General features: G+C 50.8%; 13 protein-coding genes. 11 read left to right on the forward strand and 2 right to left on the reverse strand.

The annotated features are described in order from the left end of the window. Position 1: 1 nt before the first annotated feature. From OSH01_RS05160 to OSH01_RS05175, 4 genes are all read left to right on the forward strand, one after another. Complete coding sequence (locus OSH01_RS05160) at positions 2 to 715, forward strand: ABC transporter ATP-binding protein (RefSeq protein WP_266123010.1); 714 nt, start codon at positions 2 to 4, stop codon at positions 713 to 715. 103 nt (positions 716 to 818) lie between these two features. Continuing rightward, entirely contained in the window at positions 819 to 2,030 is a 1,212-nt protein-coding gene (locus OSH01_RS05165) for an ABC transporter substrate-binding protein (protein WP_376918123.1), read from the forward strand. An 82-nt stretch (positions 2,031 to 2,112) separates the two neighbouring features. Further along, complete coding sequence (locus OSH01_RS05170) at positions 2,113 to 3,000, forward strand: branched-chain amino acid ABC transporter permease (protein WP_266123011.1); 888 nt, start codon at positions 2,113 to 2,115, stop codon at positions 2,998 to 3,000. Further along, entirely contained in the window at positions 2,997 to 3,980 is a 984-nt protein-coding gene (locus OSH01_RS05175; RefSeq protein ID WP_266123012.1) for a branched-chain amino acid ABC transporter permease, read from the forward strand. The genes OSH01_RS05170 and OSH01_RS05175 overlap by 4 nt, the downstream gene beginning before the upstream one ends. Positions 3,981 to 4,056: 76 nt before the next feature. On the opposite strand, the gene OSH01_RS05180 is transcribed toward OSH01_RS05175, so the two are convergent. Continuing rightward, a complete protein-coding gene (locus OSH01_RS05180) occupies positions 4,057 to 4,941 on the reverse strand; it encodes a LysR family transcriptional regulator (RefSeq protein ID WP_266123013.1) in 885 nt (294 codons plus the stop codon). A 104-nt stretch (positions 4,942 to 5,045) separates the two neighbouring features. Between OSH01_RS05180 and OSH01_RS05185 the strand changes: the two genes are divergently transcribed. The 4 genes from OSH01_RS05185 to OSH01_RS05200 all read left to right on the forward strand — a co-directional run bounded on the left by OSH01_RS05185 (position 5,046) and on the right by OSH01_RS05200 (position 9,839). Then, positions 5,046 to 6,038, forward strand: coding sequence for a Bug family tripartite tricarboxylate transporter substrate binding protein (locus OSH01_RS05185; protein WP_266123014.1), 993 nt, complete (start codon positions 5,046 to 5,048; stop codon positions 6,036 to 6,038). Positions 6,039 to 6,055: 17 nt separating this feature from the next. Further along, entirely contained in the window at positions 6,056 to 8,155 is a 2,100-nt protein-coding gene (locus tag OSH01_RS05190) for an acetate--CoA ligase family protein (protein WP_266123015.1), read from the forward strand. A gap of 23 nt (positions 8,156 to 8,178) precedes the next feature. Further along, entirely contained in the window at positions 8,179 to 8,913 is a 735-nt protein-coding gene (locus tag OSH01_RS05195) for an enoyl-CoA hydratase/isomerase family protein (RefSeq protein ID WP_266123016.1), read from the forward strand. Positions 8,914 to 8,981: 68 nt separating this feature from the next. Beyond that, positions 8,982 to 9,839 (forward strand): sulfurtransferase, encoded by an 858-nt coding sequence (locus tag OSH01_RS05200; protein ID WP_266123017.1) that lies wholly within the window; start codon positions 8,982 to 8,984, stop codon positions 9,837 to 9,839. 108 nt (positions 9,840 to 9,947) lie between these two features. On the opposite strand, the gene OSH01_RS05205 is transcribed toward OSH01_RS05200, so the two are convergent. Continuing rightward, positions 9,948 to 10,730, reverse strand: coding sequence for an IclR family transcriptional regulator domain-containing protein (locus OSH01_RS05205; protein ID WP_266123018.1), 783 nt, complete (start codon positions 10,728 to 10,730; stop codon positions 9,948 to 9,950). Positions 10,731 to 10,939: 209 nt separating this feature from the next. Here OSH01_RS05205 and OSH01_RS05210 point away from each other — a divergent pair, with 209 nt between their 5' ends. From OSH01_RS05210 to OSH01_RS05220, 3 genes are all read left to right on the forward strand, one after another. After that, positions 10,940 to 11,923, forward strand: a complete 984-nt coding sequence (locus OSH01_RS05210) for a Bug family tripartite tricarboxylate transporter substrate binding protein (RefSeq protein WP_266123019.1) — start codon at positions 10,940 to 10,942, stop codon at positions 11,921 to 11,923. An 85-nt stretch (positions 11,924 to 12,008) separates the two neighbouring features. Next, positions 12,009 to 13,160, forward strand: coding sequence for a M24 family metallopeptidase (locus OSH01_RS05215; protein ID WP_266123020.1), 1,152 nt, complete (start codon positions 12,009 to 12,011; stop codon positions 13,158 to 13,160). A gap of 18 nt (positions 13,161 to 13,178) precedes the next feature. Further along, positions 13,179 to 14,021 carry a TauD/TfdA dioxygenase family protein gene (locus OSH01_RS05220; protein WP_266123021.1) on the forward strand — a complete coding sequence of 281 codons (843 nt, stop codon included), beginning with the start codon at positions 13,179 to 13,181 and terminating at the stop codon, positions 14,019 to 14,021. Positions 14,022 to 14,031 lie beyond the last annotated feature (10 nt).

The following is a 14,031-nucleotide window of genomic DNA, read 5'->3' on the forward strand; positions in this document are numbered from 1 at the left end:
CATGGCAGAAAATAATGCATTAGACATTGCTGGACTGCATTCGTGGTATGGCGAATCCCATATCTTGCACGGTATTGATATGTATGTGGCTCCTGGCGAGGTCGTCACTTTACTAGGGCGCAATGGAGCCGGGCGCACGACCTTGCTGCGTTCTATATTAGGTCTAACCAGCTCACGTAAAGGTTCAGTCAAAATTCATGGCAAGGAAAGCATCCATTTGCCTACGCATCGTATTGCCCATTTGGGCTTGGGTTTTTGCCCTGAAGAGCGGGGCATTTTCTCCAGCTTAAGTTGCGAGGAAAACCTACTGCTGCCGCCGGTAATTAGTGCCAAGCGCGAAGGCATGTCGCTGGATGAAATTTATGAAATGTTCCCTAACTTACACGAACGTAGGCATTCGCCTGGTACGCGTTTGTCAGGGGGCGAACAACAAATGCTGGCGGTAGCGCGCATTTTGCGTACAGGAGCTGACATTTTATTGCTGGATGAAATTTCTGAAGGCTTGGCCCCGGTGATTGTGCAAACCCTGGCACGCATGATTACTACCTTGAAAGCGCGGGGCTACACCATTGTGATGGTAGAGCAGAACTTTCACTTTGCAGCACCGTTGGCGGATCGTTTTTACGTGATCGAGCATGGCACCGTGGTGGCGCATGTACAAGCGGCTGAGCTGAAAGCAAGGCGTGCAGAACTAGACGTGTTGTTAGGCGTGTAGGGCGTTCAGAAGGATGATCCCTTTTGAGCGATGGCTGAGATATCCAGCATAAATCATGACTGCTGGATAGTTCCTTTTTATCGATGGCAGTCAGGAGACAAACATGAAGCAAAAAGTGCTGGTGTCAGTGTTGGCGTCCGTGGGTTTGGCGATGATAAGCCTAACAGTGGGAGCCAAAGGCATGTCAAACGATGTGGTCCGGATTGGCTTTATTACGGACATGTCTAGCGTGTATTCCGACTTGGACGGTCAGGCGGGTGCGGAAGCCATACAGATGGCGATTGATGATGCAGGCGGTCAGGTTAACGGTAAAAAAATTGAATTGTTGTCGGCAGATCATCAGATGAAAGCCGATATTGCTTCAGCCCGGGCACGCGAGTGGTTTGATCGCGAAAACATGGATATGTTGATCGGGGGGACAAATTCGGCCACCGCATTGGCGATGGCTGCCGTCGCACAAGAAAAAAAGAAACCCTTTATAGTCATTGGGGCGGGTGCCTCGGATCTAACCAATAAGCAGTGCTCGCCGTATACCGTACATTACGCTTACGACACCATTGCGCTGGCCCGTGGCACGGGTGGGGCAGTGGTTAAAGATGGCGGCAAATCGTGGTTTTTTCTGACGGCTGACTATGCCTTTGGGCATGCCCTGGAGCGTGATACGGCAGCGGTAGTTAAAGCGGCTGGGGGCGAGGTGAAAGGGCAAGTGCGGGTACCGCTGGGTGCCTCTGATTTCTCCTCGTTCTTGTTGCAAGCACAAAGCTCACAAGCGCAAATTCTGGGCTTGGCCAACGCGGGTGGCGACATGACTAACGCGATTAAGGCTGCGAATGAGTTTGGTGTGACGCAGACCATGAAATTTGCGGGTTTACTTGTTTTTATCAACGATATTCACTCATTGGGCTTGGAAGCGACCCAAGGTATGTACTTGACCGACGGTTGGTATTGGAATCAGTCGGATGCGGCGCGTGAATGGGCTGCGCGCTTTGAAGCAAAGGTAGGACGTAAGCCTTCTATGGTGCAGGCTGCTGATTATTCGGCGACTGCTTTTTACTTGCAAGCCGTGAAAGAAACGGGCACGGATGATGCAGACACCGTCATGGAATGGATGAAGTCGAACAAGGTAGACGATATGTTTACCAAGGGCGGCTACATCAGACCTGATGGGCGTATGGTGTATGACATGTTCTTGATGCAGGTGAAAACACCGGCCGAATCTAAAGGGCCTTGGGACTACTACAACGTTTTGCAAACATTACCCGGAGATCAAATCTACACCACTAAGGATGAGTCCACTTGTGCTTTGTGGAAGTAAGTCTGTTTGCTCTGCTGCCTAACAAGCAGCAGAGAATTTGAAACAGGCAACCTGTTGCAACTTTTATGATGATGTTCAAGCGATGATACAAATATTTGGAGTGCCTTTGCAGGCTTTATTAGGTCAGCTTTTACTGGGGCTGGTTAATGGCTCGTTTTATGCCATGTTATCCCTTGGGCTAGCCGTTATTTTTGGCTTGTTGAACGTCATCAACTTTGCCCATGGCGCTTTATATATGTTGGGCGCTTTCTTTGCCTGGATGGGGATGCAGTATCTAGGCCTGAATTACTGGGTAATGCTGATTTTAGCGCCGTTAGCTGTCGGAATAGTGGGCATAGTGATTGAGCGCTTATTGCTGCGTCATTTGTATAAGCTGGATCATTTGTACGGCTTATTGTTGACCTTTGGTTTGACGCTACTTATTGAAGGATTGCTGCGCAGCGTGTATGGCGTTTCGGGACAATCTTATTCCACTCCCGAGATTTTGCGTGGCGCCACCAATCTAGGTTTTATGATTCTGCCAAACTATCGGGCGTGGGTGGTGGTGGCCTCGTTAGTGGTGTGTTTCGCAACGTGGTTTGTGATTGAGCGCACCCGCTTGGGGTCGCTATTGCGCGCCGCAACGGAAAATCCTAAGTTGGTGGAGGCCTTTGGTATTAACGTGCCCTTGATGGTGACGTTGACCTATGGTTTCGGTGTGGCGTTGGCTGGATTTGCAGGGGTGCTGGCAGCACCCGTATTGCAGGTTTCCCCTTTAATGGGCTCCAATTTAATTATCGTGGTGTTTGCGGTAGTGGTGATTGGCGGCATGGGATCCATTATGGGTTCCATACTGACGGGCTTGGGCTTGGGTATTGTCGAGGGCTTAACTAAGGTTTTTTGGCCTGAAGCTTCCAGTACCGTGGTGTTCATTATTATGGCGATTGTTTTACTGCTGCGTCCGGCAGGTTTGTTTGGGAAAGAGAAATGAATCGAGATCTGCTTGCATACGCCGTATTGGCGTTGGTATTGGCGGCAGCGCCCATGTTGGGGGCCTATCCCATCTTTGTCATGAAGGTGATGTGTTATGCCTTATTTGCCTGCGCGTTTAACTTATTGCTGGGCTATACGGGCATCTTGTCGTTTGGGCATGCAGCGTTTTTCGGCTTGGCGGGTTATGCGACCGGGCAGGCGCTTAAAGTCTGGGGTTTGCCTACAGAGCTAGGAGTGTTATTTGCGGTAGGGGTGTCGGCCTTTGCTGGCTTAATTATGGGCGGCCTAGCCATACGCCGTAGCGGCATTTATGCCACCATGATTACCTTGGCCTTGGCGCAAATGTTGTACTTTTTCTTTTTACAAGCGCCGTTCACCGGGGGCGAAGATGGCTTGCAAAGTATTCCACGCGGCAGTTTATTAGGGGGCCTGATTAGCTTACGCACTGACATTAACCTGTATTATTTTGTGCTCGGCTTGTTCATGGTGGGCGTGCTGATTATCTGGCGTACGGTGCATTCCCCTTTTGGTCAGGTATTACAAGCCATACGTGAAAATGAGCCGCGTGCCACTTCTTTGGGTTACGACGTCAATCGCTTCAAATTGTTGGCCTTTGTGCTCTCGGCTGCCTTATCGGGCTTGGCAGGCTCGGCTAAAAGTTTGGTGTTTGTGTCGGCAACCTTATCCGATGCCATGTGGCAGATGTCGGGTACGGTGGTACTGATGACCTTAATTGGCGGAGTAGGCACATTAAGCGGCCCGATTTTAGGCGCGTTTATAGTGGTGTTGCTAGAAAATAAAGTGGGTGAACTGGGTACTTATTTATCCCTGGTAACTGGGGTAGAGTGGTTTAACCGTATGGGGCAATCGGTGACGATTGTGATCGGCTTTATTTTTGTGGTGTGTGTCATGGCCTTTAGGCGTGGCATAGTGGGGGAGTTCTTCCACTTTTTCAACAAGAAAAAAGCCAGCGCCTAGTTACTGCTGTTACTCCGTTTTTTAAGCCTGCAAAGCATTGCCTTTTGCAGGCTTTTTTTATTGTGTGTTGACGGCATCAAGGTTGATAGTTGGCCAGCTCGGCTTTCAAATAATCAATAAAAATTAACGCGGCGGGGTTGGCGATCCAATCTTTGCGGCGATACAGCAGAACTTGGCGTTCTACGACAGGCTGTTTTAAAGGGATCGCGCACAATTGGTATACCGGCAGGAATGGCGAGATATACGCAGTGGTGACGGCGACATGCTTGCCGATAGCAATGGTAGCGAGCAAGGTGGTGAAGTGGGCCACTTCCATGGCGTGAGCTAAAGAAATGATATTGCCTATATTTTGTGCAATTTCTTCGCTGCCGCCTCCTTTGACTAACAGCAGGGGTTGGGCTTGCAAGTCTTTCCAAGTAAGAAAAGGTTTGTTAGCAAAAGGGTGGTTACGGGCACACAGGACGCATAAACTACTGCTAAATACCAATTCGGACTCTAGAGAGTCGGGTGCGCGTCGCGCCGGGCCTACTCCTATATCTACCCGTTCGGCTTGGACGTCGTCGACTATGCCGCTGGGTAAGGCTTCCTGCATCTGTATTTCTATGCCTGGAGTGCGTTCTTGGAAGCCTGCCACCAGCGACATGATGTGGGTAGAGGCCAATACAGCGGTGGTCGATAGCCGCACCAGACCACGTTTTCCCTGACGCAAAGATTGGGCACAGCTTTGTGCGCCTTGCACATTGCTCAGTATTCGTTGGGCGTAGGGTAGGAAAATAGCGCCTTCGGTGCTGAGTTGCACCGAGCGGGTAGTGCGATGAAACAGTTTTACGCCTAGCTGTGTTTCCAGTTCTCGTAGCAAATGACTGAGGGCCGCCTGTGTTAGGTGCATCTGTTCGGCAGCCTGCACAAAACTGCGGTATTGCTCGATCAGGATAAAAGCATGTAACTGTCTGAGTGTCATATTAACAAGTAAAACTAATTAGTTAATAACTATTAGTCAATATTATAAATCAATAAAGTGGTTAGTATGAATCTACAACATAAATTAGATGACCGGAGACATATATGATGAAGTGGGCCAAACCTTCTAGTGCGCTGTTCTCGTCCATGGTAGTAACAGGGGCCTTAGCTGCTGCGTTGCCGTTGACTGTTCAGGCTGCTTACCCAGACCGCGCAGTGACCATTATGGTGGGGTATGGGGCAGGTGGTGGAGCTGATTTATTAGCGAGGCTGTATGCAGAAAAATTAGCGGCCAAGTTGAATCAGACGTTTATTGTGGAGAACAAACCAGGAGCAGGGGCGACCTTGGCTGCCTCCGCCGTAGCTCATTCCAAGCCCGATGGTTATACCTTGATGGTGGCACCGACGGCTGTATTTACCATTACGCCCAATGTGCGCCGTACCAATTACGCGCCACTGAAAGACTTCACACCTATTGCAACGTTGGCAACAGGTCTGGACATCATTACCAGTTCACAGACCATACCGGCCAAGAACCTGGGCGAGTTTATTGTTCTGGCCAAAGCCAATCCTGGGAAATATTCGTTTGCCAGTTCCGGCTTGGCGACCTCGACGCACTTTACCGGGGAGATGTTCAAAGAAGCGGCTGGAATTGATATTTTGCATGTCCCTTACAAGTCCAGTAATGACTATTTGCCCGACCTGATTCAAGGCCGTGTATCCATCGCTTTCGATCCAGTGCTGCTTAATCAAGTGAATGCAGGCAAGCTCAATTTGCTTGGTATTGCACAGGATGAACCATTGGAAGGTTATCCAGAAGTTCAAACAAGCAAGCAGGCCGGTATAGACATGAGCCCCGCTTATGAGCGTATCTGGTATGGGATTGTTGGCCCTGCTGACATGCCCGCTGACGTGGTGGCTACCTTAAGTGAGGCGATCAAAGAAGTATCCGCGGATCCTGCTATTGCGCAGCGTCTGGAAGCGACAGGGATACGTCCTGATGTTGTCACCGGTGAGGACTTTGCACGCAAAATGCGCGATGACTCGGACTATTACAAAAACTTGATTCAGCGTCTGAATATTCAGCTTGAAAATTAATGCAGGAAAAACACGACATGAAACATGCGTCTGTGATGCACGACTTACTGCACCCGCGTAGTGTGGCCATTGTGGGGGCTTCGGAGGACGAGAGCAAATGGGGGGGGCGTTTGTTGCGTTATATGACGCGCCACCGGATACAGGGGGAGTTGTATCCGATCAACCCTAAAGGTGGGACGTTAATGGGTGTCAAAACCTATGCCTCTCTGTCTGAATGTCCGGGCCCTATCGACATGGCTATTTTGTTGGTGCCCAGTTCCCGAGCCTTAGCAGCAGTACGTGATTGTGTGGCCAATAAGGTGAAAGTGGCTATTGCTATTACGTCGGGGTTTGCCGAGGCGGGGCCCGAAGGGGAGGCCTTGCAACAGTCGGTATTGGATGAGGCAAAAGCAGGTGGCTTGCGCTTATTTGGCCCGAACTGCATGGGTTTGATGAATACCCATCATAATCTGGCTGCGACCACGGCTGTTTCTATGGGATACCTAGAGACCCTGCCGGTAGGTTGCATAGGCATGGCCTCACAAAGCGGCGCGTTGATGGGGGCCTTGCTTGCCCGGGGTATTGATGTGGGTGCGGGCTTTAGCACCATGGTGTCACTGGGTAATCAAGCGGATATTGATCAAAACGATATTTTTGATTATCTGATTCAGGACCCGCACACCAAGATCATTGCTTTGTACATGGAAGCCGTTAAAGAGCCCGAGCGCTTTGTGCAGTTGCTTAAACAAGCTCAGGCGGCCACCAAGCCAGTACTGATTGTTAAGTCTGGGCGTACCGAGGCAGGAGAGCGGGCAGTTCAATCGCATACCGCCAGCTTAGCAGGCGCATGGCCGTCTTTCGAGGCGATATGCCGTGCCCATGGCGTATACCTGTTTGATAATGTATTTGATTTGCTCAACGGGGCCATGGTCTTGCAACGTGGTGCCAGCATGAATAAGCCGGGCTTGGCCGTGTTCTCCGGCTCGGGCGGAGGAGGGGCCTTGTTCGTGGATGCACTGGATGAGGCGGGCTTGTCTTTGCCGGCCCTGTCTGAACAAACTAAATCGCATCTGCAAGATATTTTCCTACCTGTACATCGTGAATTGCCGGTGGATTTTGGTGTGGTGCAACCCAAAGCGCCCGTTGATCCGGTGTATGGAGACCCCGTCACTACCGCCATAGGGCGGGTGATGGAAGATGAGTCCATCGGGGCAGGTATTGTATTTTTGACTACTCAGCCAGGTATGCAACATATTGCTCGGGCTACGGCGCACGTTGGGATGCAATGTGGCAAGCCCTTGCTTTTTGTGCATGGTGCCAGCACGGTAGGGGAAGAGGCCAGAGCGTATTTGCGCGAGCAAGGGTATGGCTATGTGGAAAGCCCTAACGATGCGATGAAATTATGCACAGAGTTATGGCGCAGGCAGTGTGCCGCGTTACAGACTCCGGTGCCTGCCTCTTTACAGGCAGCAGATCTTGCCGTTCCTGCCCAAGCGGGTTTTCTATCCGAGCCTCAAGCACGACGATTGTTAGAGTCTGCAAAGATTCCTTTGGTGCCGTCGCGTTTAGCCAAGGACGAGGAGCAGGCGGTACAAGCGGCGCGTGAATGGGGGGGCAGCGTAGTCATTAAGGCGGTTAGCCCGACGTTGATTCATAAAAGCGATATCGGTGCGGTGAAATTGAATCTGGATAGCGAGGCCAAAGTGCGTGCTGCTTGCCAACAGATTCAAGACGCCTTGGGCAAGGCAGGGCATACGCTGGAGTCCTTTATTGTGTCACCTATGCTGCAGGCCGATGCCGAGCTGATCGTAGGAATACAGCGTGATCCGGACTTTGGACCCATGGTGATGTTGGGGGCAGGTGGGGTGTTGGTCGAATTGCTCAATGATGTGCAGTTGTGTCCGGCGCCGCTTAGTGCTGATCAGGCGTTGGCGATGCTCAATAACCTGCGTTGCCGACCTTTGCTGGAAGGGTGGCGCGGTCGCCAGCCCGTAGACAAGGAAAAGTTGGTGCATATATTGGTGCAGTTAGGGCAATTGGCGCTTGCTTTGCCACGTCTGACTGAACTGGATATCAATCCTTTGCTGATTGTTGATGGTCAACCTATGGCTGTGGACGCACGAGCCACCGTAGCGTAACGCAAAGAAATAAGGAGAGAAAAATGTCTGTACTGTATGAGTCTATTGATGGCATTGCATTAATTACGATCAATCGGCCTGAGAAACGCAATGCTATGAATGCTGCGGTGGTGAATGGCCTGATAGAAGCGTGGGAACGCTTTGATCAATCTGACGATCAGGTCGCTGTGTTAACGGGTGCCGGAGATCAGGCTTTTTGTGTGGGGGCAGACTTAAGTGATTTGCCCGGCGAGGTGTGGCGTGCACTGCCTAATTTTTCCGTTCCGTGTGATAAACCGATTATTGCTGCGGTGACAGGGTATGTGATTGGCGTTGGCTCCAGTTTGACTTTGTATTCAGACATGATTGTGGCCAGTGATACCACACAGTTTATTTATCCCGAGGCTAAAGTGGGCGTATTCCAAGGCATTATGGGCGGGTTCCCCAAGAAAATGCCTTATGCTGTAGGCCTTGAGTGGACGACAACTGGCGAGCCTATGAGCGCTGAGCGTGCGCACCAGATTGGCTTTGTGAATACGGTGTGCCCAGCAGGGCAGCAAGTCGAGCAGGCCATGGCTTTGGCGCGTAAAATTGCTAACAATGCGCCTTTAGTGGTCAGAACCATGAAGCATCTGGCCTTGCAGACCTTGCCTGTTAGCCCTATGGATATGTACTACCCGCATAAACGGCGTTTGGATCAGATCGCGCAGAGTCAGGATGCCGTCGAAGGAGTAACGGCTTTTTCAGAGAAACGTAAACCGCGTTTTCAAGGTCTTTAATCGGGTGTAAGCGGACAATCAGGCGTACTTTAACAGTACGCCTGATTGCGTCTTAAGGAAGAAAAAATATGAGTACAAGCATTTCCCCTTTGCTACGAATCCAAGATCTGCAAGAGGCTTTTAAGCACGGTGCAGAGCAGATTGTTTTGCTAGACTGCAGCTACGATTTGGCGCAAGCCGAACGTGGTCAGCAGCTTTACCAACAGGGCCATCTAGCGGGCGCTTTGTATGTAGATTTGCACCACGATTTAGCAGCCGCGCGGACTGCGAAAAGCGGCCGTCACCCTTTGCCAAGCAAGGAGCAGTTCATACAGCGTTTACGCCAATTGGGGGTGAATCAAGATAGCTGGGTGATTGCTTACGACAATGCCAATGGTATGTATGCAGCCCGTTTGTGGTGGATGCTGGGGTGGGTAGGGCATAGCAAACGGTCGGTTCTTGATGGGCATATGCAGGCTTGGCAGCACGCAGGGCTGGAGGTTAATGCTGAACCAGTCTCTATGCCTTTGGCCGGAGATATCCAATTGCGTCCGAGCTTACATAAAACGGTGGATTATCAGACTGTTCTTGACGATGTGGGTGTTGGTCAGTGGCAGTTGATTGATGCTCGAAATGCCGAGCGCTTTCGTGGGCAGAACGAAACCATGGACCCTAAAGCAGGCCATATCCCTGGCGCTAAAAATCGATTCTTTATGCAAAATTTAGACGAACAGGGTTGCTTTAAAACTGCCGAACAGTTGCATGCTGAATGGTCTGCGCTATTGGCTGGTCGGCCGGTAGAGCAAATAGTGAATCAGTGTGGTTCTGGGGTGACGGCTTGTCATAATTTATTGGCGCTGGAAGTTGCCGGTTTGTCGGGCTCTTTGTTGTATCCCGGCTCGTGGAGCGAGTGGAGCCAGCACGATGAGGCTCCTGTCGCGGTGTAAACGGCTTGCGGACTCATCTTTTTGCTTTGTTGAACCACCCTTTTTAGGGTGGTTTTTTTGTGCTCAATAGCGGCTACATGTATTGGCTTTGAAAAGAGGCTAGGCCCCTTAGCGCTCCAGAGCATGCAGCAGCTTCTCGATTTCGTGGGCTGCGGTGCGCAAAGCAGGTAGCAAGGCTTGGACTAAGTCGTCGCGACTGCGGCTGGCAATGACCATGCTTACTCCTATGCCAGCAATAATTTCCCCATTTTTATTATGCAAAGGCACGGCCACCCCCCCAAAACCATCTACCAGTTCTCCGAGCACCACGGAATAAGCCTCTTTGCGGCTTTGTTGGATGGCTTTTTTTAAGGCTGCTTTAGATAGTGTAAATGCTGTCAGTTTGCGTATGTCTGCCGTTTGGAAGTAGTGGTCCAGTTCTTCGTCATTTAAACCGGATAACAGTACTCGGCCTAATGAATGGGCATAGGCGGGCAGTCGGCGGCCTACGGATAAGTCTAGTCGAAAAATGGTTTTTGGTTCTTCACGAGCCAGAAAGACGACCGAGTCGCTTTCTAGTATCCCCAAGGAGCAGGTTTGCCCGAGCTTGTCCGACAGCGTCCGCATCGCTGGTTGTGCCAAGGTAGGCAGGCTCATGGAGGCGAAATAGGCATAGCCCAGCTCCAGGACTTTGACGCTGAGGGAGAAATTGCGACCTTCGGAATGAATATATCCGAGTTCTTCCAGGGTAAGCAGTAGGCGTCTTGCTGCGGCCCGCGTAATGTTGAGTGCTTGGGCGGCATCCTGAATCGTTAGTGTGGGGACGCCAGAGGCAAACAGTTGAATGATGTGTAATCCATTAGCCAGAGAGTCGAGAAATTCTTTATTTTTTGGAGTGCCAGTGGGGATCATGGATGCCTTTTTGTCGGGAGTGCGAACCACTACAGCTGGATATTCTATTCATTTTTACGGCTTGTACCAACTTTCTTCCTGTTTGCCAGTGTGAAGTTTTTTTCTAAATAGCTTTCTTTAGGCTCCTCAAACTATTGACAAGGCTTAGCGTCAGATACTATTCTTTCATTTACCGAACAAATGTTCGCCAATTTGAACTTGGAGGGACAATGTCTACATTAAAAATAAAGCAGTTGATCATGGCCTGTAGTCTGGGGGTAATGGCTGCAAGTTCGCAGAGCTATGCGCAGGGGCAGGCTTTTCCAACTAAGCCAATACGTTTTATTGTGCCGGCTGCGGCGGGTGGGCCAACCGATATCGTTGCCCGCATGTTGGCCGAGCGCATGGGTCAGAGCCTTGGGGTACCTGTTGTGGTTGAAGCCAAGCCAGGAGCCGGTGGCAATATCGGAGCTGATTTTGTGGCTCGTTCTGAGCCGGATGGCTACACCATTTTGATGGGTACCATCGGTACGCATGCGGTCAATCAGACTCTATACAAAAACATGTCCTATGACCCGATAGAGGACTTCGAACCCGTTTCCATGGTGATTTCTTACCCCTTGGTGGTGGTTAGTAATCCAAAGTTGCCGGTGAAATCGATAGCAGAGTTGATTGAGTACGCGAAGCAGAATCCGGGTAAGTTGAATCGCGCCTCCGGTGGTAGCGGCACTTCCATGCATTTATCCGGGGAACTGTTCAACAACATGGCGGGGATTCAGATTCAACACATTCCTTATAAAGGCAGTGCACCTGCTTTAACGGATGTGATGGGTGGCCAAGCCGATTTGGCCTTTGACAGCATTGTTATCGCCAAACCATTGATCGAAGCGGGTAAATTGCGGGCGTTGGGTGTCACTGGCGAAGAGCGCTCGGATGCTTTGCCGGAAGTGCCTGCTATTGCAGAAACTTTGCCTGACTACGCGATGACATCGTGGATCGGGGTATTGGCGCCAGCTGGCACGCCTGAGGACAGAGTGTTGGCCTTGCAGCAGGAAATTGCCAAGGCCTTGGCAGATGAAAAAGTTGCCAATCATTTGAAGTCGTTAGCGGCCGAGCCAGTCGGTAGCACACCGGCAGAGTTCAAGGCTTGGATACGTTCCGAAACCGACAAGTGGCGTCCTGTTATTTTGGAGACAGGTGCCAGTGTCGGGTAAGTAGGACGAGTGCGTCCTGGAGGACGTTTCAGAAGGTAGGGCCGTGCGCCCTATCTCAACATTGAATTCAGAGAATAGAAGTCTTATGCAAGCAATTAATTTTGATCAGCGTCGTCAGCGTGTGGCTCAGTCAGCCGCCAAGCATGGATTTGATGCCTATTTGGGTACACGTCAGGCAGGGCTACATTATTTGAATGGTGCCTTTATGCCTTGGCGTGGTGCTGTCTTGGTGACAGCATCAGGCGAATGTGAGTTTATTTATTGGGCCATGGATGCTTCCCGGATACGCGAGGAGGGGGATTCGAAGGCTATTTTTGAGTTCACTTTCGCTAACTTTCCGCAAGTCATCAAAGAGCGTTTGGAAGCTCATGGCTTGAGCGAAGGACGTATTGGCGTCGATCTAGTGCACCCGGGCGCTGCCCAGATTGCTCCCGGCATGTTAACCGCCGGTGAGTATTTGGAGCTGAAGGCGACTTTGCCTCAGGCTCAGATAGAAAATGGGGTGGATATTCTTGATGAGGTCATGCTGATCAAAGACCAGGCCGAGATTGAGCGTCTGCGCTGGGCTGCCGAGGTTTCTGACTATGGGTTTGAACAAGGGCTGGCCGCCATTCGTGAGGGAGTGACTGAAAACGAAGTGGCTGGAGTCATCGAGGCGGCGATTCGACGCAAGGGCAGCACGTGGTCCTGGGCCATTACTGGTGGAACAGAAGTTGGGTCAGGTTTGCGTACCGGTTTTCTGCGTGGAGTTAGCCAGCAGGCAACAGACAAAAAAATTCAAGCACAAGAGTTTGTGATCTTGGATTTACACCCCATGCTGGACTTGTATCTGGCGGATATGGCTGTACCGGCTTTTCTAGGCACACCGGACAAACAACAGCAGCACTTGATCGATTGCTGGGAAGAAGTGGTCGCTACGATGTTGGCTTCTTTGCAGCCAGGACGCCCCATCGCCGAGTGTGTTCAGCAGGGCATACAGGTTTTTGAAAAATACGGTTTGAGCGATTACGGCCTGCCTTTGTTTGGCCATGGTTTGGGAACCTGCGCGCGTACTCGACCCTTCATAAACTTGAATAGTAAGGATGTAGTGACCCCGGGCATGGTGATTGCTTTGGGCACGCATTTGTATCAACCCGGTGTAGGGGGGATGCGTCTGGAGTATCCGGTTTTGTTGACTGAGCAAGGGGCAGAGCCCTTGGTGCGTACACCCGCCAAAGTGCACGTGATTAACGCTTAGAACACCCAGGAGACGGTTATGCAGATACAGCGATTGAGCCCAAACTTTGGGGCGGAAGTACATGCAATAGATTTGAATCAGATCAGTGATGAGCAATTTGCTCAGATTGAGAAGGCGTTCTTAGACCATCAATTACTGGTCTTTAAAAAGCAGGCCTTAAGTCCGGCAGCACAAATTGACTTTAGTCGGCGTTTTGGGGAACTGGACGTTCATGTGCTGACTCAGTACAACCATCCGCAACATGAGGAAATCTTTGTCTTATCCAATGTGGTGGAAAATGGTAAGCCTATAGGCATTTCAGATGGTGGTTCGTACTGGCATTCTGACTTTGCTTTTCAGGAAAGGCCAGCATCGGCGACCATTTTGAATGCACAGCAAATTCCTGAACAGGGCGGTCAGACCCTATTTATCGATATGTATCAGGCTTACGAGGATTTGAGCCAAGAGTACAAACAACGCTTGCAGGGCCTTCAGGCGATACATCGTTATCGTTCGCGTCGTAGCAATCAAGAGGCAGGTACTCAGGTTAAGCTAAACCAAGACCAAGAAAAAGCCACACCGGATATGGTGCATCCCGTTGTACGTACACACGTGCAAACCGGGCGTAAGGCGTTGTTTGTGCACCCGGGTATGGCGGCAGAGATCGTTGGCTTAAGCGAACAAGAAAGCAATGAAATTCTGAGTTTCTTGTTTGATCATTCTACTCAGGAAAAATACCAGTATGCTTTTAGCTGGACGCCGGGTGATGTGGTGATGTGGGATAACCGCTGTACCATGCATAAGGCCACCACGCGAGATTTGCCTGCCCATATGCACAGGACTATTTTTCGTACAACGGTTCGCGGTGAGCGACCCGTATAAGGGCAGGGAG

Origin of the sequence: Alcaligenes endophyticus (genome assembly GCF_026344035.1) — a bacterium.
In the GTDB taxonomy this organism is placed as follows: Bacteria; Pseudomonadota; Gammaproteobacteria; order Burkholderiales; family Burkholderiaceae_B; genus Alcaligenes; species Alcaligenes endophyticus.

Excerpts from the sequence above, each read along its gene's own strand:
- OSH01_RS05200 (WP_266123017.1), top strand. The coding sequence starts at position 8,982 with ATGAGTACAAGCATTTCCCCTTTGCTACGAATCCAAGATCTGCAAGAG.
- OSH01_RS05160 (WP_266123010.1), top strand. The coding sequence starts at position 2 with ATGGCAGAAAATAATGCATTAGACATTGCTGGACTGCATTCGTGGTAT.
- OSH01_RS05190 (WP_266123015.1), top strand. The coding sequence starts at position 6,056 with ATGAAACATGCGTCTGTGATGCACGACTTACTGCACCCGCGTAGTGTG.
- OSH01_RS05175 (WP_266123012.1), top strand. The coding sequence starts at position 2,997 with ATGAATCGAGATCTGCTTGCATACGCCGTATTGGCGTTGGTATTGGCG.
- OSH01_RS05210 (WP_266123019.1), top strand. The coding sequence starts at position 10,940 with ATGTCTACATTAAAAATAAAGCAGTTGATCATGGCCTGTAGTCTGGGG.
- OSH01_RS05195 (WP_266123016.1), top strand. The coding sequence starts at position 8,179 with ATGTCTGTACTGTATGAGTCTATTGATGGCATTGCATTAATTACGATC.
- OSH01_RS05170 (WP_266123011.1), top strand. The coding sequence starts at position 2,113 with ATGATACAAATATTTGGAGTGCCTTTGCAGGCTTTATTAGGTCAGCTT.
- OSH01_RS05165 (WP_376918123.1), top strand. The coding sequence starts at position 819 with ATGAAGCAAAAAGTGCTGGTGTCAGTGTTGGCGTCCGTGGGTTTGGCG.
- OSH01_RS05220 (WP_266123021.1), top strand. The coding sequence starts at position 13,179 with ATGCAGATACAGCGATTGAGCCCAAACTTTGGGGCGGAAGTACATGCA.
- OSH01_RS05185 (WP_266123014.1), top strand. The coding sequence starts at position 5,046 with ATGATGAAGTGGGCCAAACCTTCTAGTGCGCTGTTCTCGTCCATGGTA.
- OSH01_RS05180 (WP_266123013.1), bottom strand. The coding sequence starts at position 4,941 with ATGACACTCAGACAGTTACATGCTTTTATCCTGATCGAGCAATACCGC.
- OSH01_RS05215 (WP_266123020.1), top strand. The coding sequence starts at position 12,009 with ATGCAAGCAATTAATTTTGATCAGCGTCGTCAGCGTGTGGCTCAGTCA.
- OSH01_RS05205 (WP_266123018.1), bottom strand. The coding sequence starts at position 10,730 with ATGATCCCCACTGGCACTCCAAAAAATAAAGAATTTCTCGACTCTCTG.